General features: G+C 44.4%; 16 protein-coding genes and 1 tRNA gene. 13 read left to right on the top strand and 4 right to left on the bottom strand.

Going from position 1 to position 22,604, the window contains the following annotated elements; all coding sequences use genetic code 11:
- Positions 1-216: 216 nt before the first annotated feature.
- The 5 genes from A7325_RS03350 (at position 217) to A7325_RS03330 (ending at position 7,347) form a co-directional block, all read left to right on the top strand.
- Complete coding sequence (locus A7325_RS03350; protein WP_068404611.1) at positions 217-1,794, top strand: 3-deoxy-D-manno-octulosonic acid transferase; 1,578 nt, start codon at positions 217-219, stop codon at positions 1,792-1,794.
- Between the two features lie 8 nt (positions 1,795-1,802).
- On the top strand, positions 1,803-2,570 hold the full coding sequence (locus tag A7325_RS03345; RefSeq protein ID WP_068404609.1) for a 16S rRNA (uracil(1498)-N(3))-methyltransferase: 768 nt from the start codon (positions 1,803-1,805) through the stop codon (positions 2,568-2,570).
- 225 nt (positions 2,571-2,795) lie between these two features.
- Positions 2,796-3,935 (top strand): Fe(3+) ABC transporter substrate-binding protein, encoded by a 1,140-nt coding sequence (locus tag A7325_RS03340; protein ID WP_068404606.1) that lies wholly within the window; start codon positions 2,796-2,798, stop codon positions 3,933-3,935.
- Between the two features lie 97 nt (positions 3,936-4,032).
- Positions 4,033-5,715 carry an ABC transporter permease gene (locus A7325_RS03335; RefSeq protein WP_068404604.1) on the top strand — a complete coding sequence of 561 codons (1,683 nt, stop codon included), beginning with the start codon at positions 4,033-4,035 and terminating at the stop codon, positions 5,713-5,715.
- A gap of 177 nt (positions 5,716-5,892) precedes the next feature.
- Positions 5,893-7,347 (top strand): ABC transporter ATP-binding protein, encoded by a 1,455-nt coding sequence (locus A7325_RS03330; protein WP_226928953.1) that lies wholly within the window; start codon positions 5,893-5,895, stop codon positions 7,345-7,347.
- A gap of 46 nt (positions 7,348-7,393) precedes the next feature.
- On the opposite strand, the gene A7325_RS03325 is transcribed toward A7325_RS03330, so the two are convergent.
- Positions 7,394-8,287, bottom strand: coding sequence for a methyltransferase domain-containing protein (locus A7325_RS03325; RefSeq protein WP_068404602.1), 894 nt, complete (start codon positions 8,285-8,287; stop codon positions 7,394-7,396).
- 191 nt (positions 8,288-8,478) lie between these two features.
- On the opposite strand from A7325_RS03325, the gene A7325_RS03320 reads away from it, so the two are divergent.
- The 7 genes from A7325_RS03320 to A7325_RS03290 all read left to right on the top strand — a co-directional run bounded on the left by A7325_RS03320 (position 8,479) and on the right by A7325_RS03290 (position 18,447).
- On the top strand, positions 8,479-10,083 hold the full coding sequence (locus A7325_RS03320; protein WP_068404600.1) for an alpha/beta hydrolase family protein: 1,605 nt from the start codon (positions 8,479-8,481) through the stop codon (positions 10,081-10,083).
- A 416-nt stretch (positions 10,084-10,499) separates the two neighbouring features.
- The gene (gyrA, locus tag A7325_RS03315; protein WP_068404598.1) at positions 10,500-13,265 is read left to right on the top strand and encodes a DNA gyrase subunit A; all 2,766 of its coding nucleotides are present in this window, start codon (positions 10,500-10,502) and stop codon (positions 13,263-13,265) included.
- 196 nt (positions 13,266-13,461) lie between these two features.
- Positions 13,462-14,532, top strand: coding sequence for an EamA family transporter RarD (rarD, locus tag A7325_RS03310; protein ID WP_068404596.1), 1,071 nt, complete (start codon positions 13,462-13,464; stop codon positions 14,530-14,532).
- A gap of 374 nt (positions 14,533-14,906) precedes the next feature.
- On the top strand, positions 14,907-15,977 hold the full coding sequence (gene rarD / locus A7325_RS03305; RefSeq protein ID WP_068404594.1) for an EamA family transporter RarD: 1,071 nt from the start codon (positions 14,907-14,909) through the stop codon (positions 15,975-15,977).
- Positions 15,978-16,232: 255 nt separating this feature from the next.
- Complete coding sequence (locus A7325_RS03300) at positions 16,233-16,901, top strand: glutathione S-transferase (protein WP_068404592.1); 669 nt, start codon at positions 16,233-16,235, stop codon at positions 16,899-16,901.
- Between the two features lie 92 nt (positions 16,902-16,993).
- Positions 16,994-17,257, top strand: a complete 264-nt coding sequence (locus A7325_RS03295; RefSeq protein WP_068404591.1) for a hypothetical protein — start codon at positions 16,994-16,996, stop codon at positions 17,255-17,257.
- A gap of 68 nt (positions 17,258-17,325) precedes the next feature.
- A complete protein-coding gene (locus A7325_RS03290; RefSeq protein WP_068404589.1) occupies positions 17,326-18,447 on the top strand; it encodes an MBL fold metallo-hydrolase in 1,122 nt (373 codons plus the stop codon).
- A 13-nt stretch (positions 18,448-18,460) separates the two neighbouring features.
- On the opposite strand, the gene A7325_RS03285 is transcribed toward A7325_RS03290, so the two are convergent.
- Positions 18,461-19,426, bottom strand: coding sequence for an ATP-binding protein (locus A7325_RS03285; protein ID WP_082894271.1), 966 nt, complete (start codon positions 19,424-19,426; stop codon positions 18,461-18,463).
- A gap of 96 nt (positions 19,427-19,522) precedes the next feature.
- Between A7325_RS03285 and A7325_RS03280 the strand changes: the two genes are divergently transcribed.
- On the top strand, positions 19,523-20,545 hold the full coding sequence (locus A7325_RS03280) for a serine/threonine-protein kinase (RefSeq protein WP_068404586.1): 1,023 nt from the start codon (positions 19,523-19,525) through the stop codon (positions 20,543-20,545).
- 82 nt (positions 20,546-20,627) lie between these two features.
- Here the strand turns inward: A7325_RS03280 and A7325_RS03275 are convergent.
- Together A7325_RS03275 and A7325_RS03270 are read right to left on the bottom strand one after the other, a co-directional pair.
- A tRNA-Leu gene (locus A7325_RS03275) sits at positions 20,628-20,712 on the bottom strand.
- Between the two features lie 220 nt (positions 20,713-20,932).
- Positions 20,933-22,579: a sigma 54-interacting transcriptional regulator gene (locus A7325_RS03270; protein ID WP_068404582.1), complete on the bottom strand. Its 1,647-nt coding sequence runs from the start codon at positions 22,577-22,579 to the stop codon at positions 20,933-20,935.
- Positions 22,580-22,604 lie beyond the last annotated feature (25 nt).

Raw genomic sequence — 22,604 nt, 5'->3', positions numbered from 1 at the left:
GCGGTAAAGGTCGCCCGTTGAAACAGAAAACTTGTGACATTCGTGAGAAAGTCGCCTAAGAGCGTTTGCTTTTAGAATTCCCCACTTGAGCTTGGCGAAAGTGGTGGGAGTATGTCAATGTTTAGCATTAAATTCAGGTAGAATTGGCGCGTTTTTTATTGTCATTTTATAACGTCACCTCCTATCGTCCGATCCATTACTAATCTGGGCTTCTTCATGCCATCTTCTGATAATTCCTTACCCTCTTTTGATAAGTCGACTCAGCCAAGCCGAGCCGTTTATAAGCCACCTGTTTACTATCAGGTGACGATTGGTTTGCTAAAACCGCTATATCGTATGCAAGTGTGGCGTCGCTCGCATAAGCGTGATAATTATCAGCAAGAAGTGGAGCAGCGTTTTGGTAAGCGCTATCCTGCGCCGCCCGTGCCTGATGCAAATATTAAATCTAATGCGAATGCCAACGAAAATGCTAATTATAAAGATAGCAATGGCAAAAAAGTCATTTGGTGCCATGCGGTATCTTTAGGTGAGACCAATACCGTCGCGCCCTTGCTTGATGCGCTATTAGCAAAAGGCTATCAGATATGGTTGACCAATACCACGCAGACAGGGTTTGCGCGCGGTGCCAGTCGCTTTGCCGATGATATTGCCCAAGGTCGCTTAAGCCATAGTTATGTTCCTGTTGATAGTCCTGCGGTGATTGAAACGTTTTTAGCGCATGTACAACCCGTTGCGGCAATGTTTGTAGAAACGGAGCTTTGGGCAAATATCTTAACCAAGTTATCCGAGCATCATATCCCAAGTATTTTGGTCAATGGTCGGCTGTCGGCTGCTTCTTTTAAAAGTTATCAAAAAATTGGTGCGGTCAGTGCCAGTATGATGAAAAATGTGAATTTGATTATTGCCCAGGATAATGAATCGGCAAAACGTTTTCGGCAATTGGGCGCTCATAGTGCGCAAATCCGCGTGGCAGGCTCGCTGAAATGGGTCATTAATACCCCGAAGCTGAATGATGATAATGGTGCCAAAAAAGCTGAAATAGTAAGCGATGGCGCAGACTTGGACTTAGATTTAGGCGTAGCAGGTCGCCCGATTTGGGTGGCAGCAAGTACCCATAGCGGTGAAGAAAAGACAGTATTATCATGGCAGCAGCAAATCATCTCTCATCCTCTATTAGCGGATACGTTGTTAATTATCGTTCCAAGGCATCCTGAGCGCTTCGATGAGGTAGCAGAACTGATTGAAAAGTCAGGATTAACGATGACGCGTCGTAGTGATGAGGATGCAATCAGTCCAAATACCCAAGTTTATCTCGCTGATAGTATGGGTGAGTTGATGAAATGGTATGCGCTTGCAGATGTGGCATTGGTGGGTGGCTCATTGGTCGATATTGGTGGGCATAATCCCGTTGAGCCGGCAAGTGTGGCGACGCCGGTATTGATGGGCAGTTATACCCAATCTTGCCAAAGCGTGGTTGATAAGCTCGCTAGTGTTGGGGCGTTATATCAACCAAACAATGCTTTCTATAGCGCTATTGGTACTGATGAGCAGCTATCTCAGCAGCAGAAAATTGCGAGCAATCCGCCATCTAGCGATGATGATAGTTTGCTTTTTCAGCAGCTACAGTTTTGGCTTAGTCATTTGGAATTGGCAAAACAAGCAGGGCAAGCGGGTGCAGAAATAACTGAGCAGCAGCAAGCAGTCTTACATCGGCAGTTATCAATGATTGAAGATGTGATTCAGCAATACGCAAAACCACCTTTCAGTCCAGAACTGAATCAAGAGCGGATATAAGTGACGCTATGAACTGTATATTACTGGCAGAGACCAGCTTTCAACATGATAACGCGTCTGCGTATATCAATGATTTGGCGCAAATTGCCCATGTGAATAAAGTACTGAATGCCCAAGTAGGCGATGGGTTAAAAATTGGTCAGCTTGGTGGGCAGCTTGGTAGCGCTATCATTAAAGCCATTACCTCCGATAGTATTCAACTAAGTGATATACAGCTAACCATCAATCCGCCAGCGAAGCTTAATCTTACAGTGGTGTTGGCATTGCCAAGGCCAAAGGTATTGCGCCGTTTAATCATGGATATGACCGCGCTTGGTGTTAACGATATCATCCTTATCAACAGCTACCGCACGCAAAAAAGCTATTGGCAAAGTCCAATGCTAGCTCGCCTTGACGAGTTTGTGTTAGAAGGGTTGCAACAAGGAATTGATACGATTGCGCCGCGCATCAGTCTACAAAAACGCTTTAAACCCTTTGTCGAAGATGAGCTTGCAAGCTTAATCACCAATCGCGCTATCGTTGCTCATCCTTATAGTGCGCTGTCATTTGCCCAATATAGGCAAAACCTAGAAAATACTGAACCAGCTCATAGGTCAGTTAATTCATTGTTGCCAAGTATGGTCTTTATCGGTGCTGAAGGTGGCTGGATTGATTATGAGGTTGAGCTGCTCGCTGAGCAAGGATGTACGCCAGTTAATATCGGGCCACGCATCTTACGTACCGAAGCCGCAGTCAATGTCATTTTAGGGCAGTGGTTACTAGAAGGTCAGGATTAAGCTCAGGCAGATACATAAATCATTGATATCTTGTTAAAAATTAGACCAGTTTATCGGCACAGCAGGGCTAGATAAATTTATTGATAATTAATCTCATTTCTATTAGTATAATGTTTCTTAGACATTAAGGTCTTATTAATCCCGTTATCCCGCTATTCAATTATTTATTAATAATTTTAATGTCGCCTTATCTCACTTATCCGTAGCACCATTATGGGGAATGCCATGTCATTAACTGCTATCAGTGCAAATCTATCTTCTAGTAAGCTTACTTTACCCATTGCTGTATTTGGCATGATGTTAGGTCTTGCGGGCTGTAGTAATTCATCGACGCCAGAAGAAAACGTGGATGCTGACACTACAACCACTGCTGAACAATCTGGCGCTGAGCAAGAAGTGGCGAAAAATGATGACGCAACGGTCGCTGGTGGGCAGACGGTTACGATTTACTCATCACGTAATGAGCAGTTGATTAAACCGTTATTGGATAAATATACCGAAAAAACAGGCGTTAAAATTGAGCTGGTCACCGATAAAACTGGTCCATTGATGGCGCGTCTGCAAGCGGAAGGTAAAAACACGCCTGCAGATATGTTATTAACCGTTGACGCGGGTAATTTATGGCAAGCAGCGGAGCAGGGCTTATTGCAACCTGTGTCTTCTACTATTTTAGAAACCAATGTTCCTGCTAAATACCGTGATCCAAAAGGTCAGTGGACAGGTCTGTCTTTGCGCGCGCGTACAATTTTTTATGATCCAAGCAAAGTTAGCGCCGACCAACTATCTACTTATGCAGATTTGGCCGATCCAAAATGGAAAGGCAAACTTTGTCTGCGTTCATCAAAAGCTGTTTATAACCAATCATTGGTTGCAAGCATGATGGAAAATCTGGGCGAAGAAAAAACAGAAGAAATTATTCGTGGTTGGGTAGCTAACTTAGCAACAGACGTCTTTAGTGATGATACCAGTATGTTAGAGGCGATTGCCGCTGGTCAGTGTGAAGTGGGTATTGCTAACAGCTATTATTATGGTCGCCTGCTTGATGAAAAACCAAATTTCCCTGTAAAAATATTTTGGGCGAACCAAGGTACGACTGGTACTCATGTCAACATCTCTGGCGCTGGGGTTATCGCTAACTCAGACAATCCAGATGGTGCGCTTAAATTGATGGAGTGGTTATCTTCTGATGAGGCGCAAGGTCTTTATGCCAGTTCTGATAAAGAGTATCCTGTAAAAGTAGGTATCGATGAGTCAGAGCTACTCAGATCTTGGGGTCCGTTTAAACAAGACAGTATCAGCGTGCAGAAGTTTGGTGAGCTACAAACCCAAGCCATTCAAATGATGGATAAAGCGGGTTATAAATAACAGGCTACAAGTCGCTGAGCGGTTGGTTTTTAGCGATTAGATGTTTAGTCATCTAGCATCTAATCGCGTCATTATGCGTATGACTCGGTAACAATTTATGATAACAATGCCAGAAGCGTCTGCTAAACAAGACAATACTGTCAATGAAGCTAATAACGACAATAATAGCCCGTCTATCAGTCAAGACCATGTCGTCCGCAAACGTATTATCTCGAAATCAGTCTTAGGACTGATTTCGTTGTTTATGCTAGTACCGATTTTAATCGTACTATTATCGTGGACGCAGCCGGTCGCTGATATTTGGACCCACATGCGTCAATATGTGTTGCCGCAAGTGTTAAAAAATACCGTCATTTTATTGCTGATGGTGACACTGATTTCTGGCATTATCGGCACGGCACTTGCGTGGGTGACCAGTATGTACCGCTTCCCGGGACAGCGGTTTTTTGCGTGGGCGCTGATGCTGCCATTAGCGATGCCCGCTTATGTCTTAGCATTTGTCACTGTCGGTATCGTTGACTTTAGTGGACCGCTGCAAACGGCGTTAAGGGAGTTTGGTTTTACCACCGCTATTCCCTCGGTACGTAATGTTTGGGGCGCAGGTTTGGTATTGTCGTTGGCATTTTATCCTTATGTCTATTTGCTGGCACGCCAAGCGTTTTTATCGCAAGGCAGGCGCGCGATTGAAGCGGGGCAGATGCTTGGCTTAACTCGTAGTAAGGTGTTTTTTCGGCTGGCATTACCACAGGCGCTGCCTTGGGTCATTGGTGGTTTGCTGCTTGCTAGCATGGAAACGCTGGCAGATTTTGGTGCGGTATCGGTCTTTAATGTCGATACTTTTACCACGGCGATTTATAAAGCATGGTTTGGATTTTTTAGTCTAACCACTGCCGCGCAGTTGGCCGCATTATTAATCGGCGTGGTTTTTATCGTCGTCTTGTTTGAGCAGTATTGGCAAACCAAGCGTGGTAATACGGTGACGCAAGGTAGTAGCCAGCGTTTTGAAGCCAGTAAACCTGCGAAGTGGGGCATGGCGCTACTTTGTACGCTGGTATTTTTAATAGCGTTTTTGATTCCATTTTTGCAGCTGCTTTATTGGACCGCTTTAAACTTCCAGCAAGACTTTGACGCGCGTTATATTGATTTTGTTAGCAATAGTCTTATGGTTGCCAGTATGACGACGATATTTATCGCATTTTTGGCGATTATTATTGCGTGGGTCAAGCGTCAATATCCGGATAAATCGACCAAACTCATGACTACTTTAGCCAATTTGGGCTATGTGGTGCCGGGTACGGTCTTGGCGGTTGGGATATTTATTCCGATTGCGTGGCTTGATAATCAGCTGATAGCTTTTGGTATTACCTCAACGCAGTTTTTTTCTGGCAGCGTGATTGTGATGCTGCTCGCCTTGTCGACACGCTTTATGACAGTAAGCTTTCAGCCGGTCGACCGTCAGCTACAACGCTTGACCGTCAATCAAGAAGCGGCAGCGAAATTACTCAGTGATAGCCCATATCAGCGCTGGCGGCAAGTGATGCTACCCGTACTTAGCCCTGGGGTGTTAACTGGGTTATTAATGGGTTTTGTCGAAGTTATGAAAGAGATGCCGATTACTTTGATGACGCGGCGACAAGGTTGGGATACACTGGCAGTACGAGTGTTTGAGATGACCAGTGAAGGCATGTGGGGACGCGCCGCCTTGCCAAGTTTGTTGATTGTACTGGTTGGTCTTATTCCTGTTTGGATATTGCTGCGTCAAAGTGATAAACAAGGTTAAACGCCTTTATCATTAAGCAACCATAATTGAAGCGCTATAATCAAAGAGCCTTAATCAAAAAGCCCTAGTTAAACAGTAGTTAAACAGTCTCTTTGAAAAATAATCATATTAAAAAAGCCATACTAAAAACTGCGTCAATGAAAGGTTTTATTCACTAATAGCTTACTGGTACCGTCTATGTATACTGACTTGATGAACGATTCAACCAATCCAGCAGCGTCTAAATCCGTCAAGGTGGGCGGCAAGCCAAGACCGGAGCATGTGAAAAAACCACCGACAACGTTATTAACCAAAGCTCAAGTAGCAAAGCTGCAGGCAGATAGAAGCTTGCCTAAAAATACAGCAAAACAAAATATATTAAAACAAGGTACTTTAAATCAAAGCGTTATAAATCAGACTGTCTTAAATCAAGAAGCAGCAGAACAGAGCCAATCGCAAGATAACCAAGCTATTAAAGCATCGACTAATAACACGAGCGCTGATGACGCTTATTTTAGCGTGCAAGATTTAATCGTTGGCTATGACGATACGATTATCGTTAATGGTTTGACGCTCGATTTACAGCAAGGTGAAATAGGCTGTTTTTTAGGTTATAGCGGCTGCGGTAAAACCACGGCGTTAAGGGCGATTGCTGGGTTGGAGCAGAGTCGTGGCGGTAAAATTCGCTTAAGTAATCAACCTCTGACCGAGCAGACAGCGCGCACCACCTTTGCAGTCGCGCCAGCCAAGCGCGGTATGGGCATGGTCTTTCAAGATTATGCGTTATTTGGGCATTTAAGCGTGGCAAAGAATATCGCTTTCGGTCTTAATAAATGGTCGGCTGCTGACAAAAAAGCCCGTGTTAAAGAAATGCTAGCACTTGTCGAATTGACGGAACATGCCGACAAACGTCCTAACGAGCTATCGGGTGGTCAGCAGCAGCGAGTGGCATTGGCGCGTGCATTGGCACCAAAGCCTAAACTCTTGCTGCTTGATGAGCCGTTTTCCAATTTGGATGTGGTACTACGTGAATCACTGGCAATGAACGTCCGTGATATCCTTAAACGCACCAATACCACCGCTATTTTGGTCACCCATGATCAAAACGAAGCCTTTGCTTTGGCCGATAAAGTCGGGGTCATGGATAAAGGTAAATTGGTCCAGTGGGCCACGCCAAGTGAGCTATATCATGAGCCGGTCAGTCCGTTTGTCGCTGAGTTTGTCGGCGAAGGGGCAATGATAGACGGCATCATCAAAGAAGGTCATGTCGAAACCGCACTTGGTGATATTTATCGGCGTATGGAAGTCTATGATGAGTTGGGGCAGCCACTATATTGCGAGTACGATTATCCAAACGGCACACCGATTAAGGTCTTGGTACGGCCTGATGATATCGTCCATGATGATGAAAGTACGCAGACGGCGTTGGTCGTCGGACGCGTCTTTCGCGGGGCAAACTATCTATATCGCTTACAGCTTGCCGACGGTCAAACCGTATTGTCCTTAGTTGCCAGTCATCATAACCATGAGATTGGCTCGCAAATTGGTATCTTGCCTATCCTCGAGCATGTAGTAGTGTTTGATGAAAAAGACATCAATGCTACCACCTGGTCAGAGTACGATAGATCCGAGCGCGTGGAAGAAATCAGATAGTTAGCAGTTTTAAAGTTAACGCTGCTCTTTAAGCGTAGCGAGAGCCTTAAACTTGGCGCGTTGCCAATATATGCAAATAGCGCCCAAGCCATTTATACGGCTCGAGTTGTGAGTAGCGTAGCTCCATACGTATAACGGCTTCAGGGTCATTGTGACCGCCACGTTTGAGCGGCGCATAATCGTGAAATACGCGCAAGCCACTGGCAAGTATGGTTTGATACTCATGCGAATTTAGCCAAGAGTCGACTTCTTCTTTAGCGACCGGATGGTTGGGCGTGAGGCTTTTTTTATTGTCTGCTTTATACTCGCTGTTATCTAATAAGTTAAAATTACCCATAATAAGATTGCGATAATCAAAACTCGCCGGATTATAAAAGCACAGCGAGAGCGCGCCATGTTCAGTTAAGTGCTTATCAAAAAAATCCATCATCGCAGCAGGCTCTGCCAACCATTCAAGCAGCGCATGACACATAATCAAATCAAACTTTTCCGTGTTACTCGCGAGCTTTTCTTCAAGCGCTTGATACGGACAAATATACCACCTAATATCTAAATCCTTTTCGACGCTTTCAGCGTTTGCTTGCGCTTTCTCCAGCATATTGGCTGAAATATCATTGATAACCAGCGTATGTCCTTGACTGGCAAGCTCAATGGCAATCTGTGCCAACCCTGCGCCGACATCTAGTATCCGTAACGGTCGCCCAAGCGTCTGGCTCATCTGTGCACAATAGGCAAAAATATCACGGCGCAATACAGCCAGACGAATGTCGCCCTTTAAGCCGCCGTAGACTTTTTTTTCAAAGTGGTCGGCAATCGCGTCAAAGCTGCGGTCTGTGCGCGTATCAGATTGTGCAATGGGCGGTGTGATAGCTTGTTTGCTTGGCTGGCTAGTTGCGTGATGAATGGATGGACTGCTTGCTTGGCTCTCTTTTTGTTTCATAAAGTGCTCTGTTTTATCTAAAATATTTGCAGGGGTTGTTTATAACTTTTATTGGATTTTAATAGGGTTTTAGCGTATAAATAATAGGGTTGAAGCATAGTCTTTTATTAAAGTATCTTAACTAAGCTGCACTTGTCCATTGCCTAGGATTTTAGGCAATTTTCTGTTTATTACTGCTAAGGATAGCAATCATGGTCTTACCCAATTCATCCATTATAAACAAACCCGCCATGACGCGTGGTCTATTATCGATCGCCATTGCCAGTAGCTTATTGCTTGTTGGTTGTAATGACGATGATAATGATCATTACGTTTCAGCGCCGTCTGCTAGCGCTAAATTTATAAAAACCTTTACGGCAAATGATATCAATAGCAGTATTGGTTTGGGAAGTACAGCAACGCCTGTTGCTAAGTGCGGTGTTACCATAGAAAAAGTCACTTATGATACCAAAGGCGCTGCCGATGAAGATACCAATGCTACAGCCGCTTTGATGCTACCGACTGGCGACGCGGCCGAATGTAAAGGTGATCGTCCTGTCTTATTATACGCGCATGGTACGACAACGGATAAAGGCTATGACTTTGCCCAAGTCGGCAATGCTAAAAATCCAGCAGTAGGAGAAGCAAACTTAATCGCCGCAAACTTTGCCGCCCAAGGTTATATCGTCGTCGCACCTAACTATGCAGGCTACGATGAGTCGAAGCTTGACTACCATCCTTATTTGGTAGCCCAGCAGCAGTCAACCGACATGGTTGATGCGCTAGACAGCGCGCGTAACATTATCGAACGCAAAAAACGCGCCAATGATCCCAATTACAGCAAAATTGATGATTCGGGTAAGCTGTTTTTGAGCGGCTATTCGCAAGGTGGGCACGTCGCTATGGCGACCGCACGTAAGCTAGAGCAACAAGGTAAACCTATTACTGCCATGGCACCAGCATCAGGCCCTTACGCTTTAGCAGCGTTTGGTGATTTTATATTTGCAGGTAATGTCAATCTTGGCGCAACTCGTTTTGCACCACTATTAGCGATAGGATTACAGAAAAAATATCCTAATATTTATAGCAGTCGATCAGAGATATTCAGTGCTGATTATGCTAATACTCAATTTCCAAGTTTACTAAATTTTGAAGAGTTAGTCGCAGCTGGACAACTTCCTAGATTTGCCTTGTTTGAAGCCAAACCTACTAGTGACCCTTTACTAAATCAATTACCCGATAGTGAACTGCCTTTTGCCTTTTTAGGATTCGCTGCTGAAAAATATTTGATAAAAACTGATTTTCGAGCTATGTACATGGCAGATGCGTTACGAAACCCTGATAGTCTAACGTCGACAACACCGACGGGAATGCCCGCTGCCAATCCAAAAAGTAATATTCGTAAAGCATTAAAAGATAATGATCTTCGTGGTTATAAACCTAAGGTGCCAACATTATTATGCGGTGGTCATCGTGATCCAACCGTGTATTACGATTTAAATACAGGGTCAATGTTAGCTATTTTAAAGCAATATAACGATAATAACTCAGCAGCTAATCTAAATATAACGGTATTAGATGTTGATAATAGCGATGAAGCAAATAGAGGAGTGCCTACTATTGCACCTTTGAGTCAGTCGGCCCTAGCTAATCCATGGTTGCAGAACAGTACTATTCCTAATATCCAAACTCGCTTTAACGATAGTGTTACCGATGCTGGCAATAGCTTTTTATCTAGCTATCACGGTGGTCTAGTGGCTACTTCTTGTACTGAGGCTACTCGTGAATTCTTTGAGCAAAATTTTAACCGATCGTAAGATTGTTTAAGTTTGAGTCTAATATTCATACTAATAATGAAAACTGTATCCCTTGGATACAGTTTTTTTATGAAATAGCCTTTAAAAACAGCAGAGACAATGTTCAATTATTAAAGTCGTTTTTATCGTTATCACTAAAGATAAAAACATGTGCTAATCAGCTGTTTTGCTTGATTTTAATAGCATCTACAATCCCCTAAATAGACAAAAATGTGTTAAAATAGCTTCTTTAATTAAACGTTATTTTTAACAAAAACCGTATCGCCATTTTCCTATTGTTTAGCCTGTTTGATAACGCTTTTTATAGTCTGTACATCATGGATATTGACGCTTTTTAGCGCCTTTATTTTTGTACAACTATCAGCATTTTTAACCGAGCCAAATACTAGAAAAAGAATGTAAATAAAGGAGTGTATATGAGCGACTCGATCAGTCCTATTGCCATCGTGGATGAATTAAAGCAGTCCTATCTGGATTATGCGATGAGCGTGATCGTCTCGCGCGCGCTGCCTGATGTGCGTGATGGGTTTAAGCCAGTGCATCGCCGTGTGATGTATGCGATGCATGTATTGTCTAATGATTATAACAAACCGTATAAAAAATCAGCACGTGTGGTTGGTGATGTCATCGGTAAATATCACCCACATGGTGATAGTGCAGTTTATGATGCAATTGTGCGGATGGCGCAGGACTTTAGCTTGCGTTATCCGATGGTTGATGGGCAAGGTAACTTTGGCTCGATTGATGATGATCCACCGGCGGCGATGCGTTATACCGAAGTGCGTATGACCAAGCTGACCCACCAAATGCTAGCGGATTTGGATAAAGATACGGTTGACTGGGAAGACAACTACGATGGCTCTGAGCGTATGCCAAGCGTCTTGCCTGCACGTATTCCAAACTTATTGGTCAATGGCGCAACCGGTATTGCGGTTGGTATGGCGACCAATATGGCACCGCACAACCTGACTGAGGTGATTAATGCCTGCTTAGCGTATGCCGAAAACCCGCAAATATCAGCCGAAGAGTTGATGTCGCATATATCAGGGCCTGACTTTCCTACCGGCGGTGTGATTTATGGTCGGGCGGGTATTTTAGACGCTTATCGCACGGGTAAAGGCCGCTTGCATGTACGCGGTCGCTATATCATTGAGCCAATGAGCGATACGGGCGTCAACCGTGACCGTGAGCGCATTGTCTTTACTGAAGTGCCTTATCAAACCAATAAAGCCAAACTGATTGAGCGTATTGCTGAGCTGGTACGCGATAAAAAAATCGAAGGCATTACCGAGATTCGTGACGAGTCTGATAAAGACGGTATGCGTATCGCCATCGATTTGCGCCGCGGTGAAACGGCAGAAGTGATCGTTAATAATTTATTCTTGCAAACGCCGCTCGAATCTAGCTTTAGTATCAACATGGTGGCGCTCGATAACGGGCAGCCAAAGCTGTTGACGTTACGCCAGCTCATCGCTGCCTTTGTCCGTCACCGTCAAGAGGTGGTGACGCGCCGTACCATTTTTGAGCTAAATAAAGCCCGCGTTCGTGGTCACTTATTAGAGGGCTTAACCGTTGCCCTAGCCAATATTGACGAGATTATTGCGACGATTAAAGCCTCTGCAAACCGCGGCCTTGCTCGTGAAAACTTACTCAATAATACATGGGGTTCAGGTAGCGTCGTTGCGATGCTAACCGCGGCAGGTAGCCAGTCGGTACGTCCAGACTTTATCGAAGGCGAAGACCCAAAAGCGCCGTTTGGTCTGATTGACAATCAAGAAAGCTATCGCTTATCCCTTGAGCAGGTCAATGCCATTTTAGACATGCAGCTGCATCGTCTGACGGGTCTTGAGCAAGATAAATTGACCGAAGAATATCAAGATTTATTACGTGAAATTGCTCATTTAGAGTCAATTCTTGGTGATTTTGATAAATTAATGACCATTATCTCTGATGAGATGATCGAGATTCGTGAAAACTTCGGTGATGAGCGTCGTACCGATATCATTGATTCCCGTATGGACTTTAATCGTGAAGATCTGATCCCAGAGCAAACCGTTGTGATGACAGTATCGCGTACGGGCTATGCAAAAACGCAGCCGATTGATGATTATGTCGCGCAAAAGCGTGGCGGTAAAGGCAAATCTGCAACCGCGATGAAAGAAGACGATGTGATCGATCATTTAGTCGTGACCTCAACGCACGCAACGGTATTGTGTTTCACCGACACAGGCCGTGTATTTAGCTTACGTGGTTTTGAAGTGCCGATTGCCAGCCGCGGTTCGCGTGGTCGTCCGCTAGTGAATTTGATTGGTTTAAATGCTGATGAAACGGTCACCACGATATTGCCAATACCGCAAAATACCGCGGATGTGAGCGGGCATTTTGTCTTCTTTGCCACGGCAAATGGTACGGTTAAGCGTGTTGAGCTTGAACAGTTTGCCAATATTCGCTCGAACGGTTTGATTGCCGTTGGCCTAGAAGATGATGATAAATTGGTCAGCGCCCGTATTACCAATGGCAGTCAAGAAGTGATGTTATTTGCTTCGAGCGGTAAAGCCATTCGTTTTGATGAAAACGACGCGCGCGTGATGGGCCGTACTGCTAAAGGTGTGCGCGGTATGCGTCTGGCCGCCGATGAATTTATCAAATCGCTGGTGGTTATCGAAGATGATGTGCGCGAAATCCTCATTGCTTGTGAAAACGGCTTTGGTAAACGTACCTTTGTCGAAGAGTTTAATACGCAAAATCGCGGCGGTGGCGGTGTCATTGCTATCAAAACCAGCGCCCGTAATGGCGCCTTGGTTCGGGCGACCAAGGTTGAGCCTGAAGACGATATTATCTTAATCTCGGATAAAGGCACGCTGGTTCGTACGCCCGTTGAACAAGTGGCAAGCTCGGGTCGTAATACCCAAGGCGTTACCTTGATTCGTCTGTCAAAAGATGAAAAACTGGTGGCCATGGCGTGCGTTGAGAACGAAGAGGGCGACGACGAGTTGGTCGAGGCAATGAAAGAAGATGGTACTTTTGGCGTAGAGGGTCAAGAACAAATCGATATTGATGCCGAAACGGGTCATGCGACAGTGACCGACGTCAACGATGTTATCGATATTGCCAATGACTATACGTTAGATGACGAAACGTCGACTGATACCGCAGATGAAAACACCGACGATGACGAATAACTACTTCAGTTGTTAGCTTTTTAGTTTAGTGAGTAATACTGCTCTAGAATAAGCCTCTGACGTCATCGTTGGAGGCTTTTTTCTGAGCGCTGTTTATTCTTACAGCGTGTTTTTTAGCTTTTAACTTTGTATGCTTAGCTTCTATAAAATTATGATAAATAATATCTATTAAGCGCTATTTTTTAAGGCCGTTGTTATGCTTACGACCAATCAAACTTTTCAGGGAACGTTAGCGGCAATATCATCGAGTTTTTTATTCTCGATGATGTTTTTGTTTGGGTTATTTATGCTGCCATTGTCAGGGACGCAGGTAGCATCATGGCGCATATTGATGATGCTGTTGAGTTTGCTTATATTGGTCAGCTTTACTAAGCAGTGGCAACATGTCTTTGACTATTTAAAAACCTTAAAAACGCCAAAAGAATGGCTGATATTTATCTTGCCGACGCCGATTTTGGGTGGGCAAATTTGGCTATTTATGTGGGCGCCGGTCAATGGCTTTGGGCTTGACGTCACTTTGGGCTATTTTTTATTGCCGCTGGTGATGATCATATTGGGGCGCTTTTTTTACTATGAGCATATGAGCGCGCTACAGTGGTTAGCGGCACTGTTGGCCGCTTTAGGTATCGGTCATGATATTTGGCAATATGGCACCATCTCTTGGGTTACGTTGTTTGTCTGCTTGGGTTATCCGCCTTACTATCTGCTGCGGCGTAAGCTTGCCGTACCGCCGATTACTGGTTTGTTGTCAGATTTGACCTTGCTGACGCCAGTGGTACTTATTATGTTATACAGCAGTGGCGGCTTTAGCGTGGCGGCACAAAACATGAAGTTTTGGTATTTATTACCGCTGCTTGGCGCGTTTAGTGCGCTTGCGATGTCATTGACCATGATTGCGAGTAGTAAATTACCCGTCTCGTTATTTGGTGCCCTAAGTTATGTAGAACCAATGCTATTGTTTGTGTTATCTATCACCGTGTTAAACCAGAGCATTGAGGAAGGCGGCTCGTTATTTATGTACGGCATGATTACGCTGGCGCTATTTATTATGATTGCTGATAGTGTGATGGGTTATCTTCGTCGCCGCCGCGACAACCATTTGCATGGCTACCGCGAGCCACAAGTGGGCGGTTTTCCGCCGCGTCGCCGCTTGATAAATTACCGTATCGATGGGGTGTTAGCCGCACATCGTTTCCGTAAGATGCGTCGTTATCAAAGGAAACTCGATAGCATACAGCGTAAAATCGAGCAGCTTGATAGCAAATAAATCTTTACATGTATGGCAAATGAATAAACCTGATTTTTAAATGAACAGACGGGTTAGGCCAATGTATTGCGTATCTATGCCGACTTTGACATAATGCTGAGCATGAGATACAGAAGCGTTTATCTTAATTTTATTTAGTTAAAGGATATAGTCACAGCACTTTTAAACCGCTACGGTGTTGCCCACCCTAGATGTACTCAATGTACTATCTGCGGTCGGTCACCTTGTAGCGATTCTAAAATTCCTTGACTATAGATAAAAATTTCTATCAACAATAGAGCTGATAGACAAAAGGCCTCCGACGTTCGCGTCTGAGGCTTTTGTTTTTTTTCAAAATTGCCAAGGACGTGCGCTTATTTTTAAAGGCAATTGTTATGCTCCTCACCAATCAGACGTCGCAAGGCACCATCGTTGCAGTCGCCGCAAACTTTTTATATGCAGGGTTGTTTTTATTTGGTCTGTTGATGCAGCCGTTATCAGGGACACAAGTTGCTGCTTGGCGCGTGCTGATGATGCTACTCAGTTTGGTGTTACTGGTCAGTGTGCTGAAACAGTGGCAGCATATTTTTGATTATTTAAAAACCTTAAAGACGGCAAAAGAGTGGTTTTTATTTATCATTCCCACGCCGATTTTGGGTGCGCAAATCTGGATATTTATGTGGGCGCCGGTCAATGATTTGGGGTTGGAGGTGACATTAGGTTACTTTTTATACCCGATGATTATGATTGTCGTGGGGCGCTTTTTTTATAATGAAGACATGAGCTTGCTGCAATGGCTTGCGACCATTTGTGCGGCGCTCGGTATTGGCTATGATGTGTGGCAATATGGCAGCATTTCTTGGGCGACTTTATTTGTCTGTTTGGGTTATCCGCCTTATTATCTGCTGCGGCGTAAGCTTGCCGTACCGCCCATCACCGGACTTATCTCGGATTTGGTATTATTAACGCCGGTGGTGTTGGTGATATTATACTTAAGCGGCGGTTTTGAGCTGGCGTTCGCGACCGATAAGTTTTGGTATCTATTGCCGCTACTCGGTATTATTAGTACGGCGGCGATGGCGCTGACCATGGTTGGCAGCCAAAAGCTACCCGTGTCGCTATTTGGCACGTTATGCTACCTTGAGCCGATATTTTTATTTATATTTTCCATCACCATTTTGCACCAAAGTATCAATGACGGCGGCTCGCTGTTTATGTATGGCATGATTGTCATCGCGCTGCTGATTATGATTGCTGATAGTGCGCTTGGCTATTTGGCACGTAAGCGTCACGACCGCCTGCAAGCGTACAATGAGCCACAAGTCGGCAGTTTCCCGCCGCGCCGCCGCCTAAAAAATCGCCGTATTAAAGGGGTTTTGATTGCGCATCGCTTTCGTAAAATTAGAAAATATCAGCAAAAAATAGATAAGATAACGCGTAAAATTGAAGAGCTACATGCCAAATAAAACTGTCCTGCCAAGAAGCTAAATTAAACTTAGCAGATGTTGTTTTTCATTATATTTTTCGTTATTGCTCTACATAGTTTCTGTATTAAAGGGCGATTAATTGCGCTATTATCGACAATAAGGGCGCCTTGCTCAATCATGTTTCGTAACGTTCAATTGTGCTCAATAAAAGTCAATAGTGAAGGGCGGGCGTAGCCTATTAATATATGTCTTATTTAAGATTATCGCTTATTCACATTTTAACTAGGATGGTTTATGTTACATCTTCATCATTTAGCAAACTCACGCTCGTTTCGTATTTTATGGCTATTAGAAGAGCTTGGACTCGATTATAAATTGACCTGCTACGAGCGCAACAAGGCTTATCGCGCCCCAGACAGTTTAAAACAAGTACATCCGCTCGGTCATGCGCCCATATTAGAGGTAAACGATCGTGCGCTCGTCGAGTCGGGATTTATCATTGAGTACTTGCTTAAGCATTACGATAAAGAACGCCAATTCAAGCCTGCTGATGACAATGAAGCGGCATGGGATGCTTATACGTTTTGGCTACATTTTGCAGAAGCGTCACTCATGCCGCCATTGGTCATGCGTCTGGTCTTTACCAAAGTGGTTGAGCAATCGCCGATGCTGATCAAACCTGTGAGCAAAAGCATTCGCAATCAGGTGGAAAAAAGCATGATTAGCAAAAGTTTGGATACAATGCTGGCCATGATGGAGCAACATCTGCAAGATAATCATTGGTTTGCAGGCGCAGAGTTCAGTGCCGCGGATATTCAGATGCATCTTGCGGTCGTCGGTGCCAATGCGGGAGCAGGTTTAGATAGCAGTAAATATGCCAATATCTTAAACTGGCTAAAACGCTGTGAAGAGCGCGACGCCTTTAAACGTGCAGAAGAAAAAGGTGGGCGTTTAAAATTTTAGATGCAGCACACTTCATCATTAATAAATGACTGAATTCATATTAAAATAAAGGTTTTGTTTATTTATAGACAAAACCTTTTTTAGGATAAAAAATGACAGACTTAAATAAAACAAACAACCAGAAGACGGATGCTGGTGCGGTTACCGAACAACCCATTAATATGGCTGAAGGTCATAGCAATAACCAGCAAGTCTCTATCAAAGCGTGGTCACAAAAGCTGCTGGTAGTACTCCTATGTCTTGCGAGCTTTTATGGTGGCTGGAAATCCTATGAATCTAATATGGTCAATGAATGTACGGCCAATGGCGGTAAAATGATTGAGGGTCAAAGAACCATGCTATGCCAGTCTTTATAAAGTCGTCTTTATAAAAACATCACTATAAGAACGTCGCTATAAAAAGTATTTAGATAAAGAGTTTGCCTATGTTAAAGCTTACCTTTTTGGGCACCTCAGCGGGCGTGCCAACCAAGCAGCGTAATGTTACCGCATTAGCTGTTGAGTCTCTTAATCCCTATGCCTCAAACACCCAAAACACGACTCAATCTAAAAAATCACGGCCTTGGGTGTTGGTTGACTGCGGCGAAGGCACACAGCAGCAGCTCTTACATACTAAGTTATCTTTACATCAGCTCCAAGCAATTTGCATCACTCATGTGCATGGCGACCATTGTTATGGTCTGCCAGGGCTACTAGCGAGTACAGCAATGTCAGGTCGCCGTGAGCCGTTAATCATCGTTGCGCCAAAAGCAATCGCCACGTTGCTTGAAGCGGTAACTTTGACGACAGAGCTATATTTTCCATTTGTTATTAACTTTATGGCGATAGAAGATTTGCTCTCTGAATCAGATGAGGGAAATAAAACTCAAGTAACGATTACACTAGACAATCAGCATCAGCTGACGATAGGTATTTATCCTTTATCGCATCGCGTGGCCTCTTATGGCTTTGCCATCACCCAAACTATCAGCCGCCGTGCGCTGAATACTGATAAATTGACAGCCGATGGTATTCCAGCAAGCGCGCTGTGGGGCAAGCTGCAGCAAGGCGAAGATGTTGTGACCGAAGACGGACGCACGCTTTATTCAGCCGATTACGTCGATAATAACAGTCAGCGCACAAAGGTTATGGTGGCGGGCGATAACGATACGCCAGAGTGCCTAAGTGCTGCGGTAGTCGATGCCGATTTGTTGGTACATGAAGCCACGTATACTCATGAGGTGTTAAATAAGATTCAGGCAAAAAATCCAGACTTTGATCCGATGCACAGTAGCGCGCAATCGGTCGGTCAATTTGCCCAAGAAAACAGCGTTAAAAATTTAATTTTGACCCATTTTAGCGCCCGTTATCAAAGATTTGATAATCCTCATAGTGATACGCCCAATATGGCGCATATCCGCTTGGATGCCCAAAGTGCTTATCAAGGCAATCTATGGTTAGCCGCTGACTTTGATCAATATATGGTGAATGGCGCAGCTGACTTAGTAAGCGCAGAAGAGGGGAGCCGCGTACAGTATCTAGGCTCTGCACGCGACAATCATTCATGACTTATAGTCATATTTAAGATTGATTGTCCTCAGCTGCTAATTGCATTTGTCCTATCCAGTAACGGCTAAATTGATAGGCCACGCGCCCCGAGCGGCCACCGCGCTCTGATGCCCAGCGTAACGCCGCTGCTCTAATGACGTCAGGCAGCGTATTATTTTCCTCTGCATGATGATTACTTTCTTTAACGTCATTCGCATTATCTAGCTTGCGGTTTGGCGAAAGTGATAAATAATGGCGCACAATATGTAAATACGTGTTTTGATCCATCGGGTGAAAGGACAACCATAAGCCAAAGCGATCAGACAAGGAGACCGTTTCGTCAATGGTTTCATAAGGGTTGACCTCGTCAGTCTGACCGTTATAAATATTGACATTGTCTTTCATCAACTGCGGCAAAAGATGGCGACGATTACTGGTGGCATAGACGAGTAGCTTGTCTTGCTCGGAATCCAGTGCGCCGTCTAACACACTTTTTAGCGTCCGATAACTTTCATCTTGACCGTTAAACGCCAAGTCATCACAGTACACCACATAACGGCAATCACAGTCCGCTGGTAGCGCATTAATCGCAGCGCGTATCTTATCAAGCATCCGCAGGTCATCGCGAGCGATTTCGATAATACGTAGCCCTTCGCTATGATAGGCTTGTAGCAGTGCCCGAATCAGCGATGACTTGCCAGCGCCGCGTGTGCCTGTCATCAGGACGTGATTGGCAGGATAGCCCTTTAAAAACTGGCGCGTGTTTTGTACCAGTTTTGCCTTTTGCGTATCGATACCATGCAAGTCATCTAAACTTAAAAACAAATTCACTGCCAACGGCTCCAGGTGCCCTTGTTGACCGCCAACCCAACGATAAGCAAGCTGGGCAGGATCAATCTCGATAGTTGGCGTGACCTGCTCTTGCAAATACTGCTCAAGTAAATTTAATACATGGTCGGGTAGGGCGTAATTCATAACAGGCGTAGTAGATTGGGGCATAATACATAGTCGCTTATAATTTAGTTACTTATAATCATAAAAATGGCAGATTGCCTATTACATCTATCAAGTACATGCATCGAGGCAGCACTTATCATGAAAAATAGTGCCAGTAATCAAGCTGCAATTCAAGCAAAGCCAAAGCAAGACTTGGCAAAACAAACGTTGCAAACGGATGCGCAGCAAATTCTGCCTGTATTGACCATAGCATTCTTGGACTTGAAGTATAATAAGATAACACATCAGCGTATCAGTCAGCAGAGTGTCACTAATGTGCTTGAATATCAAGGTTTAACACGCGCCAAGCATCCCCAGTTTGGTGAGGCCATGATGAAATGGCAATTAAGTACCGATGCTCATCGATACGGATCTGATTTATCTTATGAGGCCGACGTTCTAAAATCTATCAATCAGTTCTCGAACCATCAGGGTAGATTTTCTTCTATCGCGCCGCCGCTATTAGCCAGTCATCATTTACAGCTACAAGTATTAAATAACAGTCAAACACTCACCATTGTTGTTATGCCAAATTATGCCAACGGCAGTGTCGCGCGCTATTTAAGGCAAAGCCTGACTGCCGAGCAAAAGCAGCAATTAATCATTCAAGCAGCAAAACTTATTGCCAATTTGCATCACATAGGTTGGCTGCATAATGATATTAAGCCGAGTAATATTTTGCTAGATGCTTTCGTGCCAAATCATAGGGCTATTGGCGGTATCGTACCTAATTTATTATTAACTGATTTTGCTTTGGCAGAACCCATTAATAATGGTATTACTCAAATAAATAAGAAAAATAGTACGGAAAATAATGCTGGCACGCCCGCTTACCTTGCCCCTGAACGCTGGCAAGGGCAAGGCGCAACGCTGCAAAGCGATATTTATGCGTTTGGGATAATGCTATATGAAATATTGGCAGGCGAGCGACCGTTTAAGATTGATAATCCGAGTGGTGCGCCGTTAAGAGAATGGGCGACTCAGCATTGCCAACAGCCAATTGCAACATTGCCGTTAGAGTATAGGCGCTATCAACGTATCATCAATAAAGCGTTGGCGAAGAGAATTGAAAAACGTTATCAAAGTATGGAAGAAATCGTGATGGATTTAGAAAGGTTATAATCATGAACGCTAAATGCTAGACACAAAAAAACCTGCTAAAAAGCAGGCTTTAATATTTGGTCTAAGATGTACTATCCGAAAATGGTGGGGCTGGAGAGACTCGAACTCTCACACCTTGCGGCGCCAGAACCTAAATCTGGTGCGTCTACCAATTCCGCCACAGCCCCATTTTCGTTACTCTATCATCAAAGGCAGTTAAATTCAAATGCCATCGAGATAGTTAACTGATTCGGTAGTGCGTCTCAGTGGTTGGCTATTATATAGAGTTTGAATCGTTTGGCAACCCCTATTTGCGATTTTTTTTAATTATTTAGCAATTATTTTCGATGTATTTCATAAAATACTGATATTTATAGGAATTTTTTATAATGATTTCTGGTTTTAATTTCAATTATTTTGCTCTGATGCGGTAATCTCTAATTGCTGTAATTTGCGGGTCAAAGTATTGCGCCCCCAACCCAGTAAGTTGGCGGCGGCTATCTTTTTACCGCCGCTATGATTGAGAGCAGCTTTAAGCAATACACGTTCAAACTCTGGCGTTGCGGTTTGTAAAATATCGGTTTCACCAGTTTGTAAAGACTGCTCAGCCCATATAGCCAACGCTTGCTGCCAGCTTTGCTTATCATTCGTTTGGGTCAGTTGACTGTTCTGGCTGTTTTGCATGTTTTGATGCACGTGATATGCCGCATTGCTTTGTTGCTCTACATTAGGGGTAATATTGTCTAGCAGCTCTGGCGGCAAATCCTCAATCATAACGATGTCGCCCGTGGTCATTACCGTCAGCCAAAGGCAAACGTTTTCAAGTTGACGGACATTACCGCGCCACGCAAAAGATTGCATCATCTGAAGCGTGGTAGGATGCAGCTGCTTTTCGGCGCTATTTAATTGGTTGGCGGCGCGCTGCATAAAGTAGTTTGCTAATGCAGGAATGTCTTCAGGGCGCGTCCGTAAGGGCGGCAAGGGCATACGAATCACATTAAGGCGATAAAATAAATCTTCACGAAATTTGCCTTGTTTGACCAATTCTTCTAAGTTTTGGTGGGTAGCGGCAATGATGCGTACATTGACTTTGACCGGCTGCTGTCCGCCGACGCGAAAAAACTCACCGTTGGCCAATACGCGCAGCAGTCGCGTCTGGGTACTGTATGGCATATCGCCGATTTCGTCTAAAAATAGCGTGCCGCCGTCCGCTTGCTCAAAACGACCTTGCCGCGTCGTCGTTGCGCCCGTAAAAGCGCCTTTTTCGTGACCAAACAATTCCGACTCAATCAAGTCATGCGGTATCGCTGCCATATTCAGCGCGATAAAAGGTTGCTGCGCTCTTGGAGAATGCGCATGAAGCGCGCCTGCCACCAGCTCTTTACCTGTGCCTGATTCACCAGTAATTAAAACGGTAATAGGAGAATGCGCTAAGCGTCCAATCGCGCGAAATACCGTTTGCATCGCTTGTGATTGACCGATGATACCGCTCGGATTGTTATTAATACCGCTACCTGTTGGGTTTTTAGGTTTAGGTTTAGATTTAAGTTCGGTGGTCGTTTTGGTTTCCTTTTTAGCTTTCTTGACAGTCTTTTGAGCAGGATCATCTGCATGACTTGCTATTACTAAATTCGGCTGATAATTAATGGCTTTATAAATTGTGGCAACCGCTTCATCTAAATCAAAGGGTTTAGGCAGATATTCAAACGCGCCAGTTTGATAGCTATTAATAGCAGAGCTTAGGTCGGAATGCGCGGTCATAATGACAATCGGTAGCGTAGGAAAATGCTGATGTACCCAATCACTAAATGACAGACCGTCCATCATTGGCATACGAATATCAGTCAATATCACATCTGGCAGTTGGTCAACTGATACGCGCTGTTGCAAGATATCGTTCAGGCGCGTCCACGCTGCTTGCGCTTGGGTAAAGCCAATAACCGTTAAGCCTGCCTCTTCAAAGGTATCTGCCAATACCAAGCGCAGCGCCGCATCATCATCGATAAGCCACAATGTCGCGGGAGTAGCAGCAGGATTATTGCCCACGGTGACCATAGGGATTTGCTCATTGCTCGTAAGG

The sequence above is a fragment of the Psychrobacter sp. SHUES1 genome (assembly GCF_001652315.1).
In the GTDB taxonomy this organism is placed as follows: Bacteria; Pseudomonadota; Gammaproteobacteria; order Pseudomonadales; family Moraxellaceae; genus Psychrobacter; species Psychrobacter faecalis.
The sequence above is the reverse complement of the archived record's forward strand: the minus strand, read 5'-3'. Positions and strand labels throughout refer to the sequence as shown.

What these genes read in the sequence shown, in the direction of transcription:
- A7325_RS03350 (WP_068404611.1), top strand. Translation starts at nt 217, where the DNA reads ATGCCATCTTCTGATAATTCCTTACCCTCTTTTGATAAGTCGACTCAG.
- A7325_RS03345 (WP_068404609.1), top strand. Translation starts at nt 1,803, where the DNA reads ATGAACTGTATATTACTGGCAGAGACCAGCTTTCAACATGATAACGCG.
- A7325_RS03340 (WP_068404606.1), top strand. Translation starts at nt 2,796, where the DNA reads ATGTCATTAACTGCTATCAGTGCAAATCTATCTTCTAGTAAGCTTACT.
- A7325_RS03335 (WP_068404604.1), top strand. Translation starts at nt 4,033, where the DNA reads ATGATAACAATGCCAGAAGCGTCTGCTAAACAAGACAATACTGTCAAT.
- A7325_RS03330 (WP_226928953.1), top strand. Translation starts at nt 5,893, where the DNA reads ATGTATACTGACTTGATGAACGATTCAACCAATCCAGCAGCGTCTAAA.
- A7325_RS03325 (WP_068404602.1), bottom strand. Translation starts at nt 8,287, where the DNA reads ATGAAACAAAAAGAGAGCCAAGCAAGCAGTCCATCCATTCATCACGCA.
- A7325_RS03320 (WP_068404600.1), top strand. Translation starts at nt 8,479, where the DNA reads ATGGTCTTACCCAATTCATCCATTATAAACAAACCCGCCATGACGCGT.
- gyrA (WP_068404598.1), top strand. Translation starts at nt 10,500, where the DNA reads ATGAGCGACTCGATCAGTCCTATTGCCATCGTGGATGAATTAAAGCAG.
- rarD (WP_068404596.1), top strand. Translation starts at nt 13,462, where the DNA reads ATGCTTACGACCAATCAAACTTTTCAGGGAACGTTAGCGGCAATATCA.
- rarD (WP_068404594.1), top strand. Translation starts at nt 14,907, where the DNA reads ATGCTCCTCACCAATCAGACGTCGCAAGGCACCATCGTTGCAGTCGCC.
- A7325_RS03300 (WP_068404592.1), top strand. Translation starts at nt 16,233, where the DNA reads ATGTTACATCTTCATCATTTAGCAAACTCACGCTCGTTTCGTATTTTA.
- A7325_RS03295 (WP_068404591.1), top strand. Translation starts at nt 16,994, where the DNA reads ATGACAGACTTAAATAAAACAAACAACCAGAAGACGGATGCTGGTGCG.
- A7325_RS03290 (WP_068404589.1), top strand. Translation starts at nt 17,326, where the DNA reads ATGTTAAAGCTTACCTTTTTGGGCACCTCAGCGGGCGTGCCAACCAAG.
- A7325_RS03285 (WP_082894271.1), bottom strand. Translation starts at nt 19,426, where the DNA reads ATGCCCCAATCTACTACGCCTGTTATGAATTACGCCCTACCCGACCAT.
- A7325_RS03280 (WP_068404586.1), top strand. Translation starts at nt 19,523, where the DNA reads ATGAAAAATAGTGCCAGTAATCAAGCTGCAATTCAAGCAAAGCCAAAG.
- A7325_RS03270 (WP_068404582.1), bottom strand. Translation starts at nt 22,579, where the DNA reads ATGGTCACCGTGGGCAATAATCCTGCTGCTACTCCCGCGACATTGTGG.